The sequence below is a fragment of the Solibacillus sp. FSL W7-1436 genome, assembly GCF_038007305.1.
Taxonomy (GTDB): domain Bacteria; phylum Bacillota; class Bacilli; order Bacillales_A; family Planococcaceae; genus Solibacillus.
Window position 1 is genome coordinate 2,291,145 of the sequence record NZ_JBBOWV010000001.1, and the last position, 23,892, is coordinate 2,315,036.

Here is a 23,892-nt window from a genome sequence, read left to right on the forward strand (position 1 = left end):
ACGAATCAAAAAAATGGCACGTCCTGTAATTGGGCGTGCCACTGTAAATGAAGTGTTAGGCAATTAATTTTTTTCCGAGGATGCCATTTAATCGTTTTCGCCATTTCTTTTTGAGACGTTTTAACATAGGTCATCACTCCTCACACTCATTATACTAAATTTTCAGATTTCTGTAAAGGGCCTATAATAAATAAAGGAGCGTTATAAATTGAAGAAAATATTATTTTTTGATGTAGACGGCACTCTGTACAATTCAGATAAAAAATTACCTACTTCGGCAAAGGACGCGATATTCAAGGCGCGCGAGAATGGTCACGAAATTGCGATTGCAACAGGACGAGCGCCATTTATGATAAAAGATATACTGGAAGAGCTTGAAATTGATACATATGTGACATTTAACGGGCAATATGTCGTTTATCAAGGTGAAGTCGTTTATACAGATCAGATCGCCAACGAAACATTAACGGAAATTCTGGAATTTGGCGCACAGCGCAACCATCCATTGGTCTTCCTGAATGAAAAGGAAATGATCGCTACCGAAAGTGACTATGATAGTGTGGAGAGCAGTTTGTCGACATTACAGTATCCATATCCGCAAATCGATCCGCAATACTATTTGCACACACCTGTCTATCAAACACTAGTATTTATAGAAGAAAAAGATCAGCCGATTTATGAGAGGGAATTCCCGCAGGTACAATTTATCCGTTGGCATCCTTTTTCCTGTGATGTGCTTCCGGATGGCGGTTCAAAGGCGAACGGCATTCGAAAATTGCTGGAACATATTAAATTTCCGGAAGAGGATGTTATTACATTTGGCGATGGACTAAATGATATTGAAATGCTGTCGGAGTTTGGCTACAGTGTCGCGATGGAGAATGGTCATGAACGGGCAAAGGAAGCAGCTTCCATGATTACAGGGCATGTGGACAATGACGGCTTGGCTGACGCGATGAAGAAATTGAAATTGATATAGTAGAAATAGTTAATGTAATGGAAGAAACGTTGTGGAGGGATTTCACAGCGTTTTTTGTTTTTGTGAAATGAGGAGCCTTATTTTATTAGAACAATGTATAAGGTTATTAGAAAATCGGTAACCAATATTAGCAAGAATGGAAAGGATATGAGAACATCGCTCTGTCATTTTAGAACAAAGGACAGTTATATTAGAAGATCACACTTATTTTAGAACATTTTAAGGAATATTAGAACATTTCCAATTTTATTAGAACTTCCGAAGTTAAAGCTGACTTTCTTCTATTAGTAACTGATTAAAAAAGAACCCATTTTCGCTGCAAACGAAAATGGGTTCTGCGGAAGTTAGTCTCTACCGAATGGAATGCTGTTTTCTAATTGGACGAACGGATCTTTTTCATCGATGCGATCGTAAAACATAACACCGTTTAAATGATCTAATTCGTGCTGAAATGCGATTGCAGGAAGTCCTGATAAACGCATTTTCTTTTCTTCTCCGTCCACTGTCATAAACTTCACAGTGATACGTGCATAGCGGTAAACATAACCAGGTACGGCACGGTCTACCGAAAGGCAGCCTTCACCGCTTGTTATATACGTCTGTTCAACCGAATGGCTTACAATTTTAGGGTTAACTGCGACAAAGCTGATCTGTTCGCCGTTTTCATCTTCCAAATGCAGCGCAAACATACGTTTTAAACTGTTTACCTGGTTTGCAGCTAAGCCGATGCCGCCGCGTAAATTATATTTTTCAGCAATTTCCGGATTTTGGCTATTAATTAAATATTGCAGCATATCATCTGCGAGCTTTCGATCTTCTGCAGATAACGGAAAAGTAACTTCTTCCGCGCGTGTGCGTAATGTAGGGTGTCCTTCACGGATAATATGTTCCATTAAAATCATGTGAAACTTCCTTTCAGTTCAAACTTATATGTGTAAGTATACACGACTCTCCGGAATGGAAGTAAGAAAAAAACTTCTCCCAGAGAAAATTATCGTGATTTCAGATTTAACCATTCATTAAAAGGGAATGAATAAATCGTGTGTCGCTATAAATTAAAATAACAAAATTTATTGGGTGTTTTTTCTATTATAGTACAGAGGTGATTGTTGTGTAATACAGGTAATGTAACTGTATTAGTTTAGACTGATGCGAGGAAAAATCTTTAATTAAGATGATAAACAATGATTGACCGATAGAATTTTATTCTTTATACTCGGTTTATAGAAACGTTGTACTAGTAAAAAACGAAATTTTTTTAATACAGTTCAAAGGGGATGTAAACAATGGCAGAAAAAATGAAGAATCAATTGGACCCAGCTGGAACGTTACAGGAAATTGAAAGTAAGTTTGAGATGTTCCAAATTTTAAATGAGCAGGGTGAAATAGTAAATGAAGCGGCAATGCCGGACTTAACGGACGAGCAATTAGTTGAATTGATGGAACGTATGGTTTACGTACGTATTTTAGATCAACGTTCGATTTCGTTAAACCGTCAAGGACGTCTTGGTTTCTATGCACCGACTGCGGGTCAGGAAGCTTCACAACTTGCATCGCATTATGCTTTGGAAAAAGAAGACTGGATTTTACCGGGATATCGTGATGTTCCGCAAATCGTTATGCACGGGTTGCCGTTATGGAAGGCATTTTTATTCAGCCGCGGTCACTTCATTGGTAACCAGGTACCGGAAGGCGTTAATGTATTGGCACCACAAATTATTATCGGTGCACAATATATCCAAACTGCCGGTGTAGCACTTGGTTTACAAAAACGTGGTTCAGATACAGTTGCGATTACTTATACAGGTGATGGCGGTTCATCACAAGGTGATTTCTACGAAGGAATCAACTTTGCGGGCGCATTCAAATCACCGGCGATTTTCATCGTGCAAAACAACCAATATGCAATTTCGACACCGCGTGAATTACAGACATCTGCTAAAACAATTGCACAAAAAGGTATAGCTGCTGGTATTCCATGTGTATTAGTAGACGGAATGGATCCATTAGCAGTATATGCAGCGACAAAGGATGCGCGTGACCGTGCTGTTCGTGGTGAAGGACCAACATTAATCGAAACTATGTGTTACCGTTATGGGCCACATACGATGGCAGGGGATGACCCGACACGTTACCGTACAACGGATATCGACAATGAATGGGCTGCGAAAGATCCATTAGTACGCTTCCGTACATTCCTTGAAGGTAAAGGTTTATGGGATGAGCAAAAAGAAGAAGCAGTAATTGAGCGTGCTAAAGAAGAGATTAAAGATGCTATTAAACAAGCAGACCAAGCACCAAAACAAAAAGTTACGGAATTAATGGAAAATATGTACGCTGGAGAAATGCCGGCGAACTTAAAAGAACAGTATGCGATTTATAAAGAGAAGGAGTCGAAATAAGCCATGGCACAAATGACAATGATTCAAGCAATTACAGATGCATTACGTTGCGAATTAAAAAATGACGAGAACGTTTTAGTATTCGGTGAAGACGTTGGTGTAAACGGCGGGGTATTCCGTGCAACAGAAGGTCTTCAAAAAGAATTCGGCGTTGATCGTGTATTTGATACGCCGCTTGCAGAATCAGGAATCGGTGGTTTAGCAATTGGTTTAGCGTTAACTGGATACCGTCCAGTACCTGAAATTCAATTTTTCGGCTTCGTATTCGAAGTAATGGATTCAATCAGCGGGCAATTGGCTCGTATGAGATACCGTTCAGGCGGTACGTATAATGCGCCAGTAACAATCCGTTCTCCATTTGGCGGTGGTGTTCATACGCCTGAAATGCACTCGGATTCTTTAGAAGGGCTGATGGCTCAATCACCAGGATTAAAAGTTGTTATCCCATCAACACCATATGATGCAAAAGGTTTAATGATCGCTTCGATTCGTGATGATAATCCGGTTATTTTCTTAGAGCATTTAAAACTTTACCGATCATTCCGTGAAGAAGTTCCGGAAGAGTCATATACGATTGAATTGGGTAAAGCAGATGTGAAACGTGAAGGGAAAGACCTTTCTATCATTGCTTACGGCCTAATGGTTCACGAAAGTCTAAAAGCGGCAGAAGAGTTGGAAAAAGAAGGCTACTCAGTAGAAGTAATCGATTTACGTACAATTCAGCCGTTGGATATCGAAACAATTATTGCATCTGTTGAAAAAACAGGTCGTGCAATTGTTGTTCAGGAAGCGCAAAAGCAAGCAGGTATTGCGGCAAATGTAGTCGCAGAAATTACAGAACGTGCGATTCTATCATTGGAAGCACCAGTATTACGTGTTGCTGCACCAGATACAATCTATTCATTCCCGCAAGCGGAAGGCGTATGGTTGCCTACGTATAAAGATGTAATGGAAACTGCAAAGAAAGTCTTAACATTCTAAGAATTGAGGGTGAGATAAATGGCATTTACGTTTCGTTTACCAGATATTGGAGAAGGTATTCATGAAGGTGAAATCGTCAAATGGTTCGTTAAACCTGGCGATCAAGTAAAAGAAGACGATATTTTAGCAGAAGTTCAAAATGACAAAGCAGTCGTTGAAATTCCGTCACCAGTTGATGGTACAGTAGAAGAAATCTATGTAGAAGAAGGAACGGTTGCGATTGTCGGGGATGCCTTAATCCGCTTTGATGCACCAGGCTATGAAGATTTAAAACTAAAAGGTGATGACCACCACGAATCAAATGAATCGAATAAAACAGAAGCACAAGTACAGTCTACTGCTGAGGCTGGCCAAGATGTGAAAAAAGAAGAAACTAAAACGGATAAAAGTGCAGATACTGCTCAGCCGGAAGCTCCTGCTGAAACAGAAAAAACTGCATCACCATCTGAAACAGAAACTTCAGGCAAACGCATTATCGCAATGCCTTCTGTTCGTAAGTATGCTCGTGAAAAAGGTATAGAGATTCAGCAAGTTTCAGGCACAGGCAAAAACGGCCGTGTGTTAAAAGAAGATATTGAGAGCTTCCTGAACGGTGGTCAACAGTCGGCTTCTGAAACAGAAGAGGTTAAAGAGACACAACAACCACAAGCAGAAGAGAAACAAGCTGCTCCTGTAGCACTTGAAGGCGAGTTCCCTGAAACACGCGAAAAAATGAGCGGTATCCGCAAAGCGATCGCAAAAGCGATGGTGCATTCAAAACATACAGCTCCGCACGTAACGTTAATGGATGAAGTGGACGTAACAGAACTTGTTGCACACCGTAAACAATTTAAGGATATTGCAGCAGAACAAGGTGTTAAATTAACGTATTTACCGTATGTTGTGAAAGCTTTAATCTCGACTTTACGTAAATATCCTGATTTCAACCGTTCACTTGATGATGCAACACAAGAAATTATTAATAAACATTACTATAATATTGGTATTGCGGCTGATACAGAAAAAGGTTTATTAGTTCCTGTAATTAAACATGCTGATCGTAAGTCTGTGTTTGGCTTGTCTCAGGAAATTAATGAATTGGCTGTAAAAGCGCGAGATGGTAAGCTAGCACCGCATGAAATGAAAGGTGCGTCAATGTCGATTACAAATATCGGTTCAGCTGGTGGACAATGGTTTACACCGGTAATTAACCATCCTGAAGTGGCAATCTTAGGAATTGGGCGTATTTCAGAGAAACCAGTAATAAAAAATGGTGAAATTGTAGCAGCACATGTGTTAGCATTATCATTGAGCTTTGATCATCGAATGATCGATGGAGCGACTGCACAAAACGCTTTAAATCATTTAAAACGTTTATTAAGTGAGCCGCAACTATTATTAATGGAGGCGTAAAAAAATGGTAGTAGGAGATTTTCCAATCGAACTAGATACTCTTGTAGTAGGTTCTGGCCCTGGTGGTTATGTAGCAGCAATCCGTGCAGCACAAACAGGTCAAAAAGTAACAATCGTTGAACGTGGAGCATTAGGCGGGGTATGTTTAAACGTAGGTTGTATCCCATCAAAAGCTTTAATTTCAGTAGGTCACCGCTTTGAAAATGCCCAACATTCTGATGATATGGGTGTTACAGCATCAGAAGTGAAATTAGACTGGTCTAAAGCACAAGCATTCAAAGACGGCGTTGTTAAAAAATTAGTTGGCGGCGTTGAAGGCTTATTAAAAGGAAACAAAGTAGATATCGTAAAAGGTGAAGCATACTTCGTGGATGCAAACACTGTACGTGTTATCGACGGCGACAATGCTCAAACTTATACATTCAAAAACGCTATTTTAGCAACAGGATCTCGTCCTATCGAAATCCCGACATTTAAATTTACAAAACGTGTAGTAAGCTCAACTGGTGCATTATCATTCCCTGAAGTACCAGGTAAATTAGTTGTTATCGGTGGCGGTTACATCGGTACAGAGCTTGGTTCAGCTTATGCTAACTTAGGTTCTCAAGTAACAATTATCGAAGGCGGTAAAGATATTTTAGCTGGTTTCGAAAAACAAATGACGCAAATCGTTAAAAAAGGTCTTAAGAAAAAGGGCGTTGAAGTTGTAGTAAACGCATCTGCTAAAGGCGTAGAAGAAAACGAAAATGGCGTAGTCGTTACTTATGAAGCAGGCGGCGAAGAAAAAACTGTTGAAGCAGATTACGTATTAGTAACTGTAGGTCGTCGTCCGAATACGGATGAAATGGGCTTAGAAGAAGTAGGTATTAAATTCGCAGAACGCGGATTATTGGAAGTAGACAAACAAAGTCGTACTTCAGTATCGAACATCTATGCAATCGGTGATATCGTTGCAGGTCCACAACTTGCTCACAAAGCTTCTTATGAAGGTAAAGTTGCTGCAGAAGCAATTGCTGGTGAACCATCAGAAGTTGACTACTTAGCAATTCCGGCAGTATGCTTCACAGATCCAGAAATGGCAACTGTAGGCTACTCTGAAGAGCAAGCAAAAGCGGAAGGTTTAGAAGTGAAAGCTGCTAAATTCCCATTCGCTGCAAACGGTCGTGCATTAGCATTAAACGAAACAGAAGGTTTCGTGAAACTAGTAGCGCGCAAAGAAGACGGCTTATTAGTTGGTGCTCAAATCGTTGGTGTTGGTGCTTCTGATATGATCGCTGAAATGGCAACTGCTATTGAAGGCGGTATGACTGCAGAAGATATCGCATTAACTATCCACGCACACCCAACTTTAGGTGAAATTACAATGGAAGCTGCTGAAGTTTTACTAGGCAACCCAATCCATATTGTAACTAAATAATTTTATGAAATTTACACTGCCCATTTTTAAATGGGCAGTGTTTTTTGATGACTATAAATAACGGGAAAGCTTACAACAAAAAATGCATACTCAAAGAAAGGGAAGAGAAGTTTCCCTACTATAATAAAAAAGGTTTTTAAATTATAAATTATGGTTATATATAACTGAAACATCCATTTGAATAGGTAGCAAAAACAATCTAAATTTATTCAAATGAATTTTGAAATAAGCTCTAATTATAGGAAATGGACTGCTTGTAGGATTCATTGATTAAGGGAGTTGTCACGGTATGAATTATCAAAGTGAAGAAAAGAATCTGCAAAATGAATGGATATCATCACAAGTTGTTTTATTAACAGAGTTAAAAGAAGAAAAGTATGAAGACCGGACAGAGCGTTTTGCGACAATCGCGCTTGATGTATTAGTAAGGAAGCTGCTTGAAGTGCAAAAAGCAGATTTTACAATAGACTCATATGAAGTGTTACAGCACGCCATATTCGATGCTATCAACATGAAGTCAACTAATATCGTCCAAGCTTATGGCGGGCTGATTACAGCAGCAGGGAAACTTCAAACAAGACCTTTACCGATGGAATTGCATGATCCGTATAAATATATCAACAGGGAAGATACGATGCAAAACGCCGAAACCGTTTTACGGAGTACATTGCAGGCAATTCTCTTCAATGTAAGTAAACTCCCCTACAATGAAATAACAGATCGATCTGTTGAGCAAATAAATATGACATTGCAATTGGCAAGAGAAACTACTGCTGAAAATGTAACGACGCATGAACTGATTTTTGCTTTAAGAAGTGTTTTAGAATCTTTAATGGATGTACAGCTAAAATGATTAAGAACATTTTAAATGAATACAAACTTGATGGAGCTGCCTTGTATTAATTTAAGCAAGGTAGCTTTTTATATTACTTTAAATATCAAGAAATGACTTAAATTATAGCAGGAAAATAAAATAGACAGATATTTCTAATAGACGTACAATAAAGTGAAACTTCAAACATTGAGGGCATTCCCGCTGTTTGGAAGGAACGCAATCTAAAAGAAACATGTCCGGTGACAGCGCTTGCGTGGTCAATATCGTGTTGGTCCGACAATTCGGCATTTACGGATGGTTGTTCTCCCACCTATATTTTTCGCTCGGTTTATCTTTTGTGTGGGAAGATTTACTAAACGTTAATGCAGGACAAAAACTGTGTAAAGGGGGGTTAGCTGATGGAGATAATTCGTACTATTGCCCAAATTGGCATTATCATATTATTTTATCTCGCTGGAGAATTTATCGTTTCTATTACAGGGATCATTATACCGGGGAGTATTATCGGGTTGGTTATATTATGGCTTGCACTCTACTTTAAAATTTTAAATGTAAAATACATACAAAAAGGTGCAAGTTTTATGCTGGCATTTTTGACATTGTTTTTTATTCCTTCGACAGTGGCCGTCATCAATTATCCTGAACTGCTCACGATATCAGGAGGGCTTTTCGTTTTAGCTGTCATAATCAGTACAATATTTGCGCTGGTTGTTACAGGGAAAATCAGTAAATTAATAGAAAGAAAGGAACGCAAAATGAAGGAGGAAGAGAATATTGCTGCATCTACTGCTAATTCTATTCATCATAAGTAGCACTGTTCTTCTTTTTGTATTGTTGAACAGGCTGTACTTGAAGGTGGGGCATCCATTTTTATTGCCTATTTTAACCGCGACTTGCATTACGGTCATTATCCTACTGGTTTTTAATATTCCATATGAAACGTATATGGAAGGAGGACAATGGATTTCCAAAATGCTTGGTCCGGCAGTCGTAGCATTGGCGTTTCCTTTATACAACCAGCGGGAGCTTATCTTCAAATACAAATACTCGATTATTACGAGCATTATTGTCGCAATGCTCGCAGGTCTGGTCAGCGTTGTAGCATTACTGATACTTTTCGGTTCGAGCAAAGATTTTATACTTACTTCATTACCGAAATCATTGACAACACCTGTAGCAATGCAAGTAAGTGAAATTGTTGGGGGAATACCGCCGCTGACTGCCGTAATGGTAATGGTCGCCGGGTTTACTGGCGCCATTTTAGGTCCGGTATTATTTAAACTATTTAAAATTGATACTGCAATCAGTCGAGGTGTCGCTATGGGAAGTGCATCGCATGGTGTCGGATTGACAAAATTAAAAGAGTACAGTGAAGAAGATTTATCAATCGGGTCGCTTTCTATGGGGCTTAGTGCGGTTGTGGGGGCCTTCATTATTCCGCTTATTTCGATGTATTTATTTTAAAAAAGACAGACAGCATTTGGCTGTCTGTCTGAAATATTAATAAATCGCTTTCCGCTCTTTGATAACACGAATATTTTTTAATGTACTGTCTTCGGGACCTTGAACAGGGAGACCAGCTTCAATATTCATCTTTATAAAATTAATATTGCTTTGTGTAATTATTTCCCCGGGAATAAAAATAGGAATGCCCGGTGGGTACACCATGATAAATTCTGCGCAAATATATCCTTCTGCCTGTGCAAGAGGAATACTTTCTGTCTGAGCATAAAATGCATCACGCGGTGTCATGGCAAGAGCAGGTATTTCAGGGATTTGAACATTTGTTTCAGTAATCGATGCTTCCGATTCGAAGTTTTTCGACATACGAGTCAAAGCATTAACAAGTAAATTAATCTCTTTTTTCGAATCACCAATTGTTACTAAGCATAAAATATTGTATAGATCGGACAACTCTACTTCCAAGTTTGCGTTTTGACGCAACCACTCTTCTGCAACATGTCCGGTAATACCTAAATCTTTTACACAAATTAACAGCTTTAATGGATCCATATCAAATGTAGCGGAAGTTCCTAATTTTTCGCGCCCTACACAATGTAGATGCGGAATCGTGTTAATGCGTTTACGGGCATCTTTTGCCAAACGGATTGCTTCGTCCAGTAAGTCATATCCATGGACAGCAAGCTGGCGACGTGCCGTATCTAAAGACGCCAGTAACGGATAGGAAGTCGATGTCGTTGTCAGCATAGAAAATACTGCCTGAACTCTTTTAGCTGTTACAAGGCCTTCTCTGACGTTTAAGACAGAACTGCCTGTCATGGAGCCTCCAAGCTTATGTGTGCTCGTAGCAGCCATATCTGCACCGGCTTGCATTGCAGATAGCGGCAACTCATCATGGAATTTTATATGAACGCCATGTGCTTCATCGACAATAACTGGAATATTACGTGCATGTACAATTTCGACAATGCGCTTTAAATCTGCAACAAAACCGAAATATGTCGGGTTGATGACAAGCACGGCTTTCGCATCTGGATATGTCGTCAATGCACGCTCAACAGACTCAGGTGAAATACCATGAGAAATTCCGAGCTCGCTGTCAACTTCCGGATGAATAAAAATAGGAATAGCACCTGCAAAAACAATCGCTGACATAATCGATTTATGTACATTCCGCGGTACTATAATTTTATCGCCTGGACCGACGACAGTCATAATCATCGTCATGATGGCGCCACTAGTACCTTGCACGGAAAAAAATGTATGTTCAGCACCAAAGGCTTCAGCAGCAAGGTTTTGCGCTTGCATAATCACACCTTTAGGAGCGTGTAAATCATCTAGTGGAGCAATGTTGATTAAATCAATTGATAAAACGTTGTCGCCCACAAATTCTCTGTAAGCTGGATCCATTCCTTGCCCTTTTTTATGGCCTGGGATATGGAACTGGATAGGGTGTCTGTTGCGATGCTTAAGTAATGCATCAAACAAAGGAGTCTCTAACTGTGACAACGCAGGTACCACCTCACTATTTAGTATTTTTTAAAAACAAGTGAATTATAGCACCTATTAAAGTTGCTGACTATATAAATATTTCAATCAATTGAAATGACAGCTATTATTTTAGGAGGAATAACAATGAAATGGCAAACAAAAGTAACTGATTTATTGCAAATTCAATATCCTATTATTCAAGGCGGATTGGCGTACCTGGCCTATTCTGAGCTTGCTGCGGCGGTTTCGAATGCAGGAGCATTAGGACAGATTACCGCGATGAGCTTACCATCGCCGGAAGCATTAAAAGAAGAAATAAAAAAAGTGAGAGATATGACAGATCGGCCATTTGGAGTAAACTTTGCGATAGGAATGCATGGAAAAGGATACGAAAAGATGATTGAAGTAGCCGGTGAAATGGATGTACCTGTAGTAACAATTACCGGGGGAAATCCTGCCCCGATATTCGACATATTAAAAGATGCATCGTGTAAAAAGCTCGTACTTGTTGCTGCAAAACGACAGGCACAAAAAGCAGAGCAGCTGGGAGCGGATGCAGTAATGGTTGTCGGGCAAGAAGGCGGAGGCCATTTAGGCAGAGATGATGTAGGAACAATGGTTCTCGTACCGCAAGTAGTCGATAGTGTTTCGATTCCGGTTATCGCTTCAGGGGGAATCGGAGACGGCCGCGGATGGATGGCGGCACATGCATTAGGGGCGGAAGGAATTGAGATGGGTACACGCTTTATTGCGACAAAAGAATGTGTCCACGCTTCACAAGCATATAAACAGGCACTGATGGATAGTGAAGAAACAGACACAACGATTATTAAACGCTCAATCGGTGCACCTGCCCGAGTTATCCGCAATGCATTTACAGATGAGATTTTAGAAGTGGAGCAAAAAACGCCTACATATGAAGCGCTGAAATCATATATTAGCGGTGAAGCAAACAAAAATTTCATTTACGATGGCCATGCAACAAAAGGTTTCGGGTGGGCAGGCCAAGTGACGGGATTAATTCAGGATGTACCGTCAGTGGAAGAATTAATTCAGCGTATGGTTGTACAAGCGGAAAAAATCCGTTTAAAATGGGGACAGTAATGATTAAAGGCAGGTTATAACTATGGAATATTCATACCCATTATCAACGGACTGGACGACAGATGAAATGGTGGATGTTGTACGCTTTTTTGAAGTTGTTGAATTGGCATACGAAAAAGGAGCAAAGCGTGAACTGGTCATGGCACGTTATAAACGTTTTAAAGAGATTGTACCTTCCCAGGCGGAAGAAAAAACGATCTGCCGTGAATTTGAACAGGCAAGCTCATATGTACCATATCGCGTCGTTAAACTGGCAAAAGAATTAACGGATGGACAAATTGTAAGAATGTAATTAAAATGCTGTGACGGAAAAATTTCATGTGTTAAGGTAAGACGCTTATAAAAGAACCGGCTTTTCTGTACAGCAAAAAGCAGCATTTTTCCTGCGGGGAAAATGCTGCTTTAGTTTTAATATTGAGAATTTTTTTAATTATTTTTAAATTGTTGGAATGTTTAGCAGTCTTTTGTACATATTAATAATAAATGGTTGAAATTAACCTTTGATGATTTCATACACAGGGAGAAGCTCATCAAATGTTTGCTCAGCCAATTGTAAAAATTGTTCTGCAGACAATTTAATTGCCTCATCTGCAGGTATACGACGCCCAATAAGAAATTCTCCTTTTTTTACATCACGCAGGCGTATAAGAAGCTGTTCAAGCTTTTCGGTGCGCGCTTCTTTTAAAGATATCGTATCCGGCTGCATATGATCGCCGGAAAGTACGAAATCATCGGATAAATCTTTAATCACTTGCATATTTTTCAGTAAGCGCTGTGCCATTTCCTCTTTTTGAGGCGCTTCGTAAATCACTGCAACGACGATGAAAAGATGCGTACCCCATAACCCAATCTGGAAATGCGGCAAAGCTTTATAACCACGCTTATAAGGAGCGAATGCAACCCAGGAATCTTTTGGCGGGTTTACAGTACGGCGGGCATGTTTGGCTACATGACCAAAAAACTCTTCTCCTGTTTGTGCACTGAAATACCCTGGAAATGTTTCTGATAGCTCATTGAACTTTGGGCGGATAATTGTTGTTAAAGCTTCCATACGTTCATCCAGACCGTCAATATCAAATACTTGGAAGTCTTCTTTAGTCCATTTGACAATACTCATTTTTATATTTCCTTTCGTTTTATGTTTATTTTATTAATTTTTTGGGAAAAAATCTTGTAATAGAAACTTTATACCAATGGAAAATATAAAAAGGCTATAAGTCTTAAGGAATTACTTATATTATCCAGTTTGGTTTAAGTCTGAAAAATTATGATAAGGAAGTGATTTATTATGAAACAGATGATTAAGATTATACGCAAAGTTGATATTGAAAAGCAATATGAAGAGATTTTAATGTTGGAAATGGATTATGAACTAGCTACTCTCTATGCGGCGATGAATGATAAAAATCAATCTGAAATTGATAAATCTAAAAAACGATTAACCGAAATCCAAGAGGAATTAAAAGGTCTACATGCATATGCGTAACAAAAAAACATTTCCAAAATAAAAAATCACTTGCCGACGTAAGAAAGCAAGTGATTTTTTGTTATAATAATAAGGATACTTTAAAAATGCTCAACATAATTACATATATAGACTAGCGATTGTTGTCGGAAGGTGGATGAACGATGGATATAAAAAAATTGGATGAATTTGCAAAAGAAATAATTTTTGAAGCAGGAAAAAATATTCGAGCAGCATTTTCCTATAATATTGAAATCGAAACAAAGTCGAATCCCAATGATTTAGTAACGAATATAGATCGGGAAACGGAATTATTTTTTATTGAAAAAATAAAGGCATTTAATCCGGACCATCGTATTTTAGGTGAAGAAGGAATGGGCGAAAATGTTGAAAGTCTTGAAGGTGTTGTGTGGATTATCGATCCGATTGACGGCACGATGAATTTTGTGAAGCAGCATCGTCATTTCATGATTACAATCGGTATTTATGTTGATGGTGTCGGAGTATTAGGTTACATATTTGATGTAATGCGGGAAGATCTATTTAATGCAATTGCAGGGGTAGGGGCATGGTATAACGATTCTCCACTGCGGAAGCTGCAGCCGGTCAAAATCGAAGAGGCGGTAATCGGCATCAATGCTAACTGGGTTACACCGAATAATCGCATCAATCACGGAAAAATTATCGAACTTGTTCGCAAGGTACGCGGTACACGTTCATACGGTTCTGCCGCAATGGAAATCGCCTTTGTTGTAAGCGGAAAGCTGGATGCCTATATGTCCATGCGTCTTGCACCATGGGATATTGGCGGGGGAGTCATCATTGCAAAAGAGGTAGGAGCAATCGCCACTAATTTAAAAGGCAAAGATTTCGATTATTTATCGAAAGATACATTCCTAATCGCAAATCCTTCTATTCATCAGTTGATTTTGGATAAATATATTGAAGAAAAAAAATAAAAAAACTTCGGTGCATCGCTGCACCGAAGTTTTTATTTCTATAGTAAACCTTGATCTCTGAATTTACGTTTTGTCTTAAATGCCATACCGAAGACTCCGCACATAACGATAACACCTAAAATAACACCGATCCAGCCGGTAGTTTCATACTTTGGTCCTGTCATGAAAACAAGTGAGAATGCGAATCCAATGCTAATCATTGAAAGGATTGCAGCTAATGCGTAAATAAACATCACAAATTTTGCTTTATTCATCGTTTATACCTCCATATACTTTTTATATGTGACAATAAATGTAATTAATTATTGTGAAAAGACATTTAATCTTTCATGTGCTATAATATCACAGTTAAACAATTGAAAAAAGAATATGGAGTGGAATAATGACAAATTTACGTCAAGATATTCGTAATATCGCGATTATTGCTCACGTTGACCATGGTAAAACAACGTTAGTAGACCAATTATTAAAACAATCAGGGACTTTCCGTTCAAACGAACGTGTTGAAGAACGTGCAATGGACTCTGGTGATATAGAGCGTGAACGTGGAATTACGATTTTAGCTAAAAATACTGCAGTAAATTACAATGGGACTCGTATCAACATCCTTGATACGCCTGGACACGCAGACTTCGGTGGAGAAGTAGAACGTATCTTAAAAATGGTAGATGGCGTTTGTTTAGTTGTCGATGCGTATGAGGGTTGTATGCCGCAAACGCGCTTCGTACTAAAGAAAGCGTTAGAGCAACGTTTAACACCAATCGTTGTAGTAAATAAAGTAGATAAAGATTCAGCTCGTCCACTAGAAGTAGTAGATGAAGTATTAGAATTATTGATCGAACTAGGTGCCGATGAAGATCAATTAGATTTCCCGGTTGTTTATGCTTCAGGTGTAAACGGTACTGCATCTTTGGATCCAGAACCAGCAAACCAAGAAGAAGATATGAAATGCTTGTTCGAGAAAATTATTGAAGCAATTCCAGCACCAGTAGATAACTCGGACGAACCATTACAATTCCAAGTAGCATTACTTGACTATAATGACTTCGTTGGACGTATCGGTATCGGTCGCGTATTCCGCGGTAAAATTTCTGTAGGTCAACAAGTTTCTCTTATGAAATTAGATGGCACAGTTAAAAACTTCCGTGTAACAAAAATCTTTGGTTTCTTCGGTTTAAAACGTGAAGAAATTGAAACAGCAATCGCCGGTGATTTAATCGCAGTATCAGGAATGGAAGACATTAACGTTGGTGAAACAGTTTGTCCAATCGAGCATCAAGAGGCATTAACGCCATTACGTATCGATGAGCCGACGTTACAAATGACATTCTTAGTAAACAACTCACCATTCGCAGGCCGCGAAGGGAAATGGGTAACTTCTCGTAAAATTGAAGAGCGTTTACGTGCACAATTACAAACAGACGTATCTCTACGTGTAGAAGATACAGAATCTCCGGACGCTTGGACAGTTTCAGGTCGTGGTGAGCTTCACTTAGCGATCCTAATTGAAAACATGCGTCGTGAAGGCTATGAGTTACAAGTTTCTAAACCACAAGTAATCATCCGTAATATCGATGGCGTGAAATCTGAGCCAATCGAACGCGTTCAAATCGACGTACCAGAGGATTCTGTAGGATCTATTATCGAATCAATCGGTACTCGTAAAGGTGAAATGCTGGATATGGTTAACAACGGTTCTGGACAAGTACGTTTAATCTTTAACGTACCGGCACGTGGTTTAATCGGTTATACAACTGAATTCATGTCGATCACTAAAGGTTTCGGTATCATTAACCATACATTTGATCACTATGCACCAGTAGTAGCTGGTAAAGTTGGCGGCCGTCACCAAGGGGTATTAGTATCTATGGAAAACGGTAAAGCAACAACTTACGGTATGATGGGTGTAGAAGATCGTGGTACATTATTCATTGAGCCGGGTACTGAAGTATACGAAGGTATGATCGTGGGTGAAAATACACGTGATGCTGATATTACTGTTAACATTACAAAACAAAAACAAAAAACAAACATCCGTTCAGCGAACAAAGACCAAACGAATGTTATTAAAAAACCTCGTATTTTAACGCTTGAAGAAGCATTGGAATATTTAGGTGATGATGAGTACCTTGAAGTAACTCCAGAATCAATCCGTTTACGTAAACAGATCCTTGATAAAGGTGAACGTGAACGTGTTGCTAAAAAGAAAAAGAACGCTGAGTTAGAAGGTTAATTGGCGTCATTAAGGAAAGGTTGAATGATGTTGAATATTATGGCTGTTTTTGGTAGCTATTTTAATTTAGTATTACTGGCAACTGTATCTACAAATGAAAGTGATTACGTATTTAATCGTATGTCCGGAATTACAAGATATTTATACGAAAATTTACCGAGCTACCAAATAGCCGGATATGCAACATTCGTTCTTGTATTCCTTATGTCGGCAATTGTATACAAACTTGGCTTTGCAAAAAAACTTTCATTCGGCAGAAATGTCATCATCTATACATTCCTGTTTATAGGATGTATGGTGTTAACATTTTTAGCTCTATTCTTACCGATGATTGAAGGTTTAATTGTAGCTGCGTTAATTCTGATCATTTATAAATCACGTCTATGGCGTGAAAAACGTGAAGAAGCGAAACAACTAAGCTAATAGAGAAGGGAGTGTGTTATTTTGGACACATTCCCTTCTTTTTTTAAGGCAGTTTGATTGAAAACGCTTTATTCGGAGCGTTATAATTCATAATTGGGGATAATAACTAAGATGGAGTAGAGGAAAATGAATCTTACTAAAAAGCAAATCTTTATCATTGTTGGATTAGCGCTGATTATTATATCTTGCGTTATTTTTATACCTGCAGTATTATCGGCGAAAAATGAAGATAATGCAGCGGCGGAACTAAGTGAAATTTATAACGATCAATTTGTCGTTACAAAATCTACAGCACCTGCAATCGGTGATGATTTTGAAGTGACGGTCCAATCGGAAACTTCAAAAACAGTATATGATTTTGAAGTAAAAGACGGTAAATACTTTGGTGAATATTATGGTGAAAATGTAAATATGCAAGTGAATGATCTGATTCAACCGATCGTTGGGGAAGAGATATTGGTAATGTCGAATGTCTTCCAGGAAGGTTTGGAAGAAGAGACAGCACTTGAAAATGTGACAGCGGAAAAAGCGACTGTGCATTTATTAGTTGACGCTGAAGTTTCTGAAGCAACAGCACAGCAAATTGCAGATGCTGTTAAAGCGCAATTCGGTGAAATTCCGGTTACGGTAGAAGCGTATGTTGTTGATGAAGAACGTGTTTTTGAAGGGGTAAAAACAGAAGTATTGAATTTCTTCCAGTTAAGCAAAATTAACGGAGAAAGTTTCGTTGACTTTAAATTCCACGAACAGTCTTTTGAATATTGATGATACCGTTTAATAAGGAAAAACCTTATAAGAAAACGGGAATTTTATACTCAAAAAACCATTTTTCTCAAAATGAGAAAAATGGTTTTTTTCGAATCATATTTTAAAATTCTTCATCAAATTTTGATGATGTTCGGAAAAAGCGGAATTTTCCTGTTGCTATTCGTTTATGCGTGTTTTCGGAAATACGTTCTGAACATTCCGGGCACATAAACGTATGGATAGGACGATTGCGTAATTTTTTCGCTAAAGGTAAATCGTTTGGTAGTTCATGTAGTGTATCGCAAATGACACATTTTACACGCATGACGAAACCCTCCTATTGAATACGAATCGCACGCACATTCTTTATTGGATTTTCAACATTTGAACCATCAGCAAATAATACATGTACCGGTCCATCTTCTGAAAGTGGCTTCCCATCCTGGCTGAATTTGAAAATGAAACTTTCAGCCTGCTGTAATGGAAAAGCAAATTCCTCGTCTGTTGTACATTCAAAAACAACTTCATTTGCACCATCTGCAACTTCGGCATTTTTCAGAAATGGTTTAATTTCCATTCCAAACGTGCCTGTCATCATGCCTTTACGGTCAAATTTACGTTCAGTTTTCAATGTAGGCGGAAATACTGCACCTTCCATAATTTCACGTGACCAGTGTGCGCCCATTTCACGTAAATATTTTTCGTTATTTTCTTCAACTTTTTCTGAAACAAAATATGTATTCAGATCCAGTTTACGATCATCAAAAATCCATACAGTAGGATCTAATGTTAGTTCAAATTTAACCGCACCTGTAATTGGAATGATTGTTTCGGTCATTTGTAAGTCCCCCTTCACTAAGTTCCTTCATAATTATAACGCGATTCTCCATAGAAAGAAATATAATTGAATTGAATGTAAAACATACAAAGACACTTGCATTTTTGAATGTAAAAAGATACACTTTACTAAGATAGAATCGAAGAAATATCATAGATGGGGGCGTCCTCATGGATACGAAAGCACAAGCTTCCTTTCAGGAAAAAGCATTAGAGCTGTTAACTGCGGATGCAGATAAAATTGCTCGATTAATTCGCGTACAAATGGATAATCTGACAATGCCATCTTGTCCGTTATATGAAGAAGTTTTAGATACACAAATGTTTGGTTTATCGCGTGAAATTGACTTTGCCGCGAAACTAGGGCTGATCGAACGTGAACAAGGCAAGCAAATTCTCGATTCTTTAGAGAAAGAGCTTTCTTTATTACATGATGCGTATACAGACAAATAAAAGAAAACTCAAACGCTACATTGCGGTTTGAGTTTTTTTTTCAAAGATGAGGTTTACTACATGAAACAGTATTTTAAAAATTATTTCCGCAATTTTGATTATGGTTTGTTATTCGTCTACATTTTATTAATGTTATTTGGACTTGTCATGATCTACAGTTCGAGTATTTGGGTTTCTATTATTCAATATGATGCAAATCCGAACTTTTATTACAATCGCCAGCTCGTCAATATAATTTTAGCGCTGATTTTGTTTACAGTCGCTGTTATTACACCCTATAAAAGATTATCCAATAAATCTATTTTAGGTCTTTTGCTGGCATTTATGTTTATACTAGAGTTATGGCTTTTAATTGCCGGCAAAAGTGTTAATGGTTCAAGAAGTTGGATCAGCCTGTTCGGCCTTATGAATTTCCAGCCGTCAGAATTTGCCAAACTCTTTATTATTATATTCTTTGCGGGAACTTTTTACCGTAAAAGCGTGAACCGGGGTTCGATGCAGCTGTTAACATTTGATGATGTGTCGTATCCACTGGGTATGTGGTTATTTATCGTTCTTGTTGTCGGTTTTGAAACCGATCTTGGTGCACTTGTTATTATTGTAGCTATTGCACTTGTTGTTGTTATCACGAGCGGACTTAGGGGTAAAACGCTCGGCAGAATTTTTGGACTTCTCTCGGCTCTTGGTGTTGTCGGAATGATCGGGATTTTAATATTTAAATGGGACACGGTTTTTAACGCAAGTCGTAGAGGTCGTATAACATCCTTTTTAGATCCTTTCAGCGATCCGCTTAATTCCGGATATCATGTTGTCAACGGTTATTATGCAATTGGAGCGGGGGGCTTGGAAGGTCGGGGGCTTGGGCAGTCGATTCAAAAGCTGGGGTATGTACCTGAACCGCAAACCGATTTCATTATGGCGATCATTGCCGAAGAGTTAGGGATTTTTGGTGTATCAATTGTTATTCTTGGTTTAGGCTTTATTGTGATGCGCGGTTATTTTATCGCGATGTCAACAAAAGATCCGCTTGCACGAATGTTGGCAGCGGGCATTTCTACATGGATAGGATTACAGACTTTTATTAATTTAGGTGGATTATCGGGACTTATCCCGTTAACCGGAGTAACGTTACCTTTTATTAGCTATGGCGGTACTTCTATATTATTGCTCTCAGTAGCAATGGGGATACTTATTAATGTATCCACACATCACAAATTGGAAAAAAGAAAGTAATTGGGGGTTAAGGAGAAATGAAGTCGATTCAAAAGATTTTAGTTGCAAACCGAGGCGAAATCGCCATCCGTATTTTACGCGCCTGTAATGAGTTACATATTAAAACAGTTGCAATTTATTCTCGTGAAGATAGCGGATCTTATCACCGCTATAAAGCTGATGAGGCATATATTGTAGGCGTGGGCAAAAAACCGATCGATGCTTATTTGGATATTGAAGGCATCATTAAGATTGCAAAAGAGGCCAACGTGGATGCGATTCATCCTGGTTACGGATTTTTATCGGAAAATGTTGATTTCGCACGCCGTTGTGAAGAAGAAGGCATTCAGTTTATCGGACCGACTTCTAAACATCTTGATATGTTTGGCGATAAAGTTAAAGCGCGTGAACAGGCAGTTTCTGCGGAAATTCCGGTTATTCCGGGTACAGACGGTCCTGTAGCAAACTTGCAGGAAGTAGAACAGTTCAGTGAAACACACGGCTTCCCGATCATGATTAAAGCAGCTCTAGGGGGCGGCGGACGTGGGATGCGTCTGGTGAATTCCAAAGAAGAACTGGCATCAGCTTATGAGCGTGCTAAATCTGAAGCGAAAGCGGCATTTGGCTCGGACGAAGTATATGTGGAGAAGGCGATTATTAAGCCGAAGCATATTGAAGTACAAATTATCGGGGATACACACGGCAATATCGTCCATTTATATGAACGTGACTGTTCAATTCAACGACGTCACCAAAAGGTAGTGGAAATTGCACCGTCAAATTCGATTTCCGATCAGCTCCGCAATGAAATTTGTGATGCAGCTGTTAAGTTGATGAAAAATGTCGGCTATATCAATGCAGGGACTGTAGAATTTTTAGTTGCAGACAATCAGTTTTATTTCATTGAAGTAAATCCGCGTATTCAAGTTGAACATACGATTACTGAAATGATTACCGGCCTTGATATTGTGCATGCACAAATTAAAGTTGCAGAAGGGCTTGATCTACATTCGAAAGAAGTAGGAATTCCTGCACAGGACAAAATTCCGCTGTTCGGTTACGCGATCCAGTCACGTGTAACGACAGAAGATCCTGCAAATGACTTTATGCCGGATACAGGGAAACTGATGGTTTACCGCTCAAGTGGCGGTTTTGGTGTTCGTCTGGATGCAGGAAATGGCTTCCAGGGCGCTGTTGTTACACCATTTTATGATTCCTTGCTTGTGAAAATTTCGACATGGGGAATGACGTTTGAAGAAGCGGCGGCAAAAATGGACCGTAACTTACGTGAGTTCCGTATTCGAGGTGTAAAAACGAATATCCCGTTTTTAGGTAATGTTGTATTGCATGAAAAATTTATAAAAGGCGAGTTTGATACGAGCTTTATCGATACGACACCGGAATTGTTTGAATTCCCGGAACGTAAAGACCGTGGAACAAAACTATTAAACTATATCGGAAATGTTACATTGAATGGATTCCCAGGTGTTGAAAAACGGACAAAGCCGATTTTTGTACAGCCGGATAAACCAAAAGTGGATATTCTTATTCCTTCCCCGGAAGGCACAAAGCAAATTCTTGATGCACGAGGTGCAGACGGGCTTGTGAAATGGATTAAAGAGCAGGAAGATGTATTACTGACGGATACGACATTCCGTGATGCCCATCAATCATTGCTGGCAACGCGAGTGCGTACACAGGATATGCTTGAAATCGCAGACGAAACATCCCGTCTGATGCATGATTATTTCTCACTTGAAATGTGGGGTGGAGCAACATTTGATGTTGCATATCGTTTCTTAAGTGAAAATCCTTGGGATCGTTTGGAAAAACTTAGAAAGAAAATTCCGAATGTTCTGTTTCAAATGTTATTACGCGGAGCGAATGCGGTTGGTTACACGAACTATCCGGATAATCTGATCCGTGAGTTCATCCAGGAATCCGCTTCTTCAGGTGTGGATGTTTTCCGTATTTTCGACTCGCTGAACTGGATTAAAGGGATGGAAGTAGCGATCGATGAAGTACGTAACAGCGGAAAAGTAGCGGAAGCGGCAATCTGTTACACAGGCGATATTTTAGATGACAGCCGTGCAAAATACACGGTTCAATACTACAAAGATATGGCACGTGAACTGGAGGCAACAGGCGCACATATTCTGGCAATTAAAGATATGGCGGGACTGTTGAAACCACAGGCTGCATACCGACTTATTTCCGAGCTGAAAGATGCGACTAGTCTGCCAATCCACTTGCATACACATGATACGAGCGGAAACGGAATTTATTTATATGCGAAGGCAATTGAAGCGGGAGTTGATATTATTGATACAGCATTAGGTTCAATGGCTGGTTTAACATCGCAGCCAAGCGCCAACTCATTGTACTATGCAATGAAAGGTTCTGAACGTAATGTACGCGGAGATATTGAAAGCCTGGAAAAATTATCGTACTACTGGGAAGATGTCCGTAAATATTATACTGATTTCGAAAGTGGCATGAATGCACCACATTCTGAAATTTATGTACATGAGATGCCGGGCGGACAATACAGTAACCTGCAGCAACAAGCAAAAGCAGTCGGTTTAGGCGACCGCTGGGATGAAGTGAAGACAATGTATTCCCGTGTAAATCTAATGTTCGGTGATATTGTAAAAGTAACACCGTCTTCAAAGGTAGTAGGGGATATGGCGTTATTCATGGTACAAAATGATTTAACGGAAGACAATATTGTCGAGCGTGGACAAACGATTGATTTCCCGGAATCCGTTATTGAATTTTTCCAAGGTTATTTAGGGCAGCCGCATGGCGGATTCCCGGTAGAAATTCAAAAAGTTGTATTAAAGGATCGTACACCTATTACAGTTCGTCCGGGAGAATTATTGCCGCCTGTTGATTTCGATCAGCTGACAGCAGAATTAGCTGAAAAGTGTGGACGAGCACCGTCTAAACAAGATGTACTCGCATATGCGCTTTACCCGAAAGTATTTGAGCAATATATTGACGCTGTAAATTCATTCGGCGATGTTTCTGTACTCGATACGCCTACATTCTTCTATGGGTTGAAGCTTGGTGAAGAAATTGAAGTGGAAATCGAAAAAGGAAAGACTCTGATTGTTAAGCTTGTATCAATCGGTGAACCGCAGCATGACGGAACACGCATCATTTATTTTGAACTGAACGGCCAATCCCGTGAGCTGGTAATTCAAGACTTAACGGTTGAAGTAGACGGCAGCATTGCATTGAAAGCCGATCCGGCCAACCCGAATCAAATCGGTGCAACAATGCCGGGTACTGTCCTTAAAGTTGTAGTAAATAAAGGAAGCACAGTAAAACGTGGCGAACATTTACTCATTACTGAGGCAATGAAAATGGAAACAACAGTCCAAGCCCCAAAAGACGGTATTGTAAAAGAAATCTATGCAAAAGCAGGGGACGCCATCTCAACAGGCGATCTGCTTATTGAATTAGAATAGAATACGTCTATCTGGATCAATATGAAAA

24 protein-coding genes are annotated in these 23,892 nt (G+C 39.2%); 18 read left to right on the top strand and 6 right to left on the bottom strand.

Features of this window, described 5'->3' with window-relative positions:
* Positions 1-208: 208 nt before the first annotated feature.
* Positions 209-979 carry a Cof-type HAD-IIB family hydrolase gene (locus tag MKX73_RS11235; protein ID WP_340717509.1) on the top strand — a complete coding sequence of 257 codons (771 nt, stop codon included), beginning with the start codon at positions 209-211 and terminating at the stop codon, positions 977-979.
* 344 nt (positions 980-1,323) lie between these two features.
* On the opposite strand, the gene def is transcribed toward MKX73_RS11235, so the two are convergent.
* Entirely contained in the window at positions 1,324-1,881 is a 558-nt protein-coding gene (gene def / locus MKX73_RS11240; RefSeq protein ID WP_340717510.1) for a peptide deformylase, read from the bottom strand.
* Positions 1,882-2,265: 384 nt separating this feature from the next.
* Here def and pdhA point away from each other — a divergent pair, with 384 nt between their 5' ends.
* The 7 genes from pdhA (at position 2,266) to MKX73_RS11275 (ending at position 9,470) form a co-directional block, all read left to right on the top strand.
* Positions 2,266-3,381, top strand: coding sequence for a pyruvate dehydrogenase (acetyl-transferring) E1 component subunit alpha (gene pdhA / locus MKX73_RS11245; RefSeq protein WP_340717511.1), 1,116 nt, complete (start codon positions 2,266-2,268; stop codon positions 3,379-3,381).
* A gap of 3 nt (positions 3,382-3,384) precedes the next feature.
* Positions 3,385-4,362, top strand: coding sequence for an alpha-ketoacid dehydrogenase subunit beta (locus tag MKX73_RS11250; protein ID WP_251689586.1), 978 nt, complete (start codon positions 3,385-3,387; stop codon positions 4,360-4,362).
* A gap of 18 nt (positions 4,363-4,380) precedes the next feature.
* On the top strand, positions 4,381-5,754 hold the full coding sequence (locus MKX73_RS11255; protein ID WP_340717512.1) for a dihydrolipoamide acetyltransferase family protein: 1,374 nt from the start codon (positions 4,381-4,383) through the stop codon (positions 5,752-5,754).
* Positions 5,755-5,758: 4 nt separating this feature from the next.
* Entirely contained in the window at positions 5,759-7,171 is a 1,413-nt protein-coding gene (gene lpdA, locus MKX73_RS11260; protein ID WP_251689582.1) for a dihydrolipoyl dehydrogenase, read from the top strand.
* A 289-nt stretch (positions 7,172-7,460) separates the two neighbouring features.
* On the top strand, positions 7,461-8,024 hold the full coding sequence (locus MKX73_RS11265; protein ID WP_340717513.1) for a hypothetical protein: 564 nt from the start codon (positions 7,461-7,463) through the stop codon (positions 8,022-8,024).
* 380 nt (positions 8,025-8,404) lie between these two features.
* Positions 8,405-8,818 (top strand): CidA/LrgA family protein, encoded by a 414-nt coding sequence (locus MKX73_RS11270; protein WP_340717514.1) that lies wholly within the window; start codon positions 8,405-8,407, stop codon positions 8,816-8,818.
* Entirely contained in the window at positions 8,781-9,470 is a 690-nt protein-coding gene (locus MKX73_RS11275; protein WP_340717515.1) for an LrgB family protein, read from the top strand. Before MKX73_RS11270 ends, MKX73_RS11275 begins: the two co-directional genes overlap by 38 nt.
* A 36-nt stretch (positions 9,471-9,506) precedes the next feature.
* On the opposite strand, the gene MKX73_RS11280 is transcribed toward MKX73_RS11275, so the two are convergent.
* Entirely contained in the window at positions 9,507-10,976 is a 1,470-nt protein-coding gene (locus tag MKX73_RS11280) for an aminotransferase class I/II-fold pyridoxal phosphate-dependent enzyme (protein WP_340717516.1), read from the bottom strand.
* A 126-nt stretch (positions 10,977-11,102) separates the two neighbouring features.
* On the opposite strand from MKX73_RS11280, the gene MKX73_RS11285 reads away from it, so the two are divergent.
* The gene (locus MKX73_RS11285; RefSeq protein WP_340717517.1) at positions 11,103-12,062 is read left to right on the top strand and encodes an NAD(P)H-dependent flavin oxidoreductase; all 960 of its coding nucleotides are present in this window, start codon (positions 11,103-11,105) and stop codon (positions 12,060-12,062) included.
* Positions 12,063-12,084: 22 nt separating this feature from the next.
* On the top strand, positions 12,085-12,354 hold the full coding sequence (locus tag MKX73_RS11290) for a UPF0223 family protein (protein ID WP_340717518.1): 270 nt from the start codon (positions 12,085-12,087) through the stop codon (positions 12,352-12,354).
* A gap of 201 nt (positions 12,355-12,555) precedes the next feature.
* On the opposite strand, the gene MKX73_RS11295 is transcribed toward MKX73_RS11290, so the two are convergent.
* On the bottom strand, positions 12,556-13,179 hold the full coding sequence (locus tag MKX73_RS11295; RefSeq protein WP_340717519.1) for a YktB family protein: 624 nt from the start codon (positions 13,177-13,179) through the stop codon (positions 12,556-12,558).
* A gap of 171 nt (positions 13,180-13,350) precedes the next feature.
* On the opposite strand from MKX73_RS11295, the gene MKX73_RS11300 reads away from it, so the two are divergent.
* Together MKX73_RS11300 and MKX73_RS11305 are read left to right on the top strand one after the other, a co-directional pair.
* Positions 13,351-13,548: a hypothetical protein gene (locus tag MKX73_RS11300; protein ID WP_008403454.1), complete on the top strand. Its 198-nt coding sequence runs from the start codon at positions 13,351-13,353 to the stop codon at positions 13,546-13,548.
* 143 nt (positions 13,549-13,691) lie between these two features.
* Positions 13,692-14,486, top strand: coding sequence for an inositol monophosphatase family protein (locus MKX73_RS11305; protein WP_340717520.1), 795 nt, complete (start codon positions 13,692-13,694; stop codon positions 14,484-14,486).
* 38 nt (positions 14,487-14,524) lie between these two features.
* Here the strand turns inward: MKX73_RS11305 and MKX73_RS11310 are convergent, their stop codons facing one another.
* Entirely contained in the window at positions 14,525-14,740 is a 216-nt protein-coding gene (locus tag MKX73_RS11310; RefSeq protein ID WP_340717521.1) for a DUF5325 family protein, read from the bottom strand.
* Positions 14,741-14,868: 128 nt separating this feature from the next.
* On the opposite strand from MKX73_RS11310, the gene typA reads away from it, so the two are divergent.
* From typA to MKX73_RS11325, 3 genes are all read left to right on the top strand, one after another.
* The gene (typA, locus tag MKX73_RS11315) at positions 14,869-16,719 is read left to right on the top strand and encodes a translational GTPase TypA (protein WP_340717522.1); all 1,851 of its coding nucleotides are present in this window, start codon (positions 14,869-14,871) and stop codon (positions 16,717-16,719) included.
* Between the two features lie 24 nt (positions 16,720-16,743).
* On the top strand, positions 16,744-17,142 hold the full coding sequence (locus MKX73_RS11320) for a YlaH-like family protein (RefSeq protein ID WP_340717523.1): 399 nt from the start codon (positions 16,744-16,746) through the stop codon (positions 17,140-17,142).
* A 126-nt stretch (positions 17,143-17,268) separates the two neighbouring features.
* A complete protein-coding gene (locus tag MKX73_RS11325) occupies positions 17,269-17,907 on the top strand; it encodes a fucose permease (protein WP_340717524.1) in 639 nt (212 codons plus the stop codon).
* 103 nt (positions 17,908-18,010) lie between these two features.
* Here the strand turns inward: MKX73_RS11325 and MKX73_RS11330 are convergent, their stop codons facing one another.
* Entirely contained in the window at positions 18,011-18,214 is a 204-nt protein-coding gene (locus MKX73_RS11330; RefSeq protein ID WP_340717525.1) for a YlaI family protein, read from the bottom strand.
* Between the two features lie 12 nt (positions 18,215-18,226).
* Positions 18,227-18,727, bottom strand: coding sequence for a peptidyl-prolyl cis-trans isomerase (locus MKX73_RS11335; protein ID WP_340717526.1), 501 nt, complete (start codon positions 18,725-18,727; stop codon positions 18,227-18,229).
* 170 nt (positions 18,728-18,897) lie between these two features.
* On the opposite strand from MKX73_RS11335, the gene MKX73_RS11340 reads away from it, so the two are divergent.
* From MKX73_RS11340 to pyc, 3 genes are read left to right on the top strand one after another with little or no spacing between them, the layout of a single operon-like run.
* The gene (locus MKX73_RS11340) at positions 18,898-19,179 is read left to right on the top strand and encodes a YlaN family protein (RefSeq protein WP_340717527.1); all 282 of its coding nucleotides are present in this window, start codon (positions 18,898-18,900) and stop codon (positions 19,177-19,179) included.
* Between the two features lie 60 nt (positions 19,180-19,239).
* Positions 19,240-20,412, top strand: a complete 1,173-nt coding sequence (locus MKX73_RS11345; protein WP_340717528.1) for an FtsW/RodA/SpoVE family cell cycle protein — start codon at positions 19,240-19,242, stop codon at positions 20,410-20,412.
* Between the two features lie 17 nt (positions 20,413-20,429).
* Positions 20,430-23,864, top strand: coding sequence for a pyruvate carboxylase (pyc, locus tag MKX73_RS11350; protein ID WP_340717529.1), 3,435 nt, complete (start codon positions 20,430-20,432; stop codon positions 23,862-23,864).
* Positions 23,865-23,892: the final 28 nt, after the last annotated feature.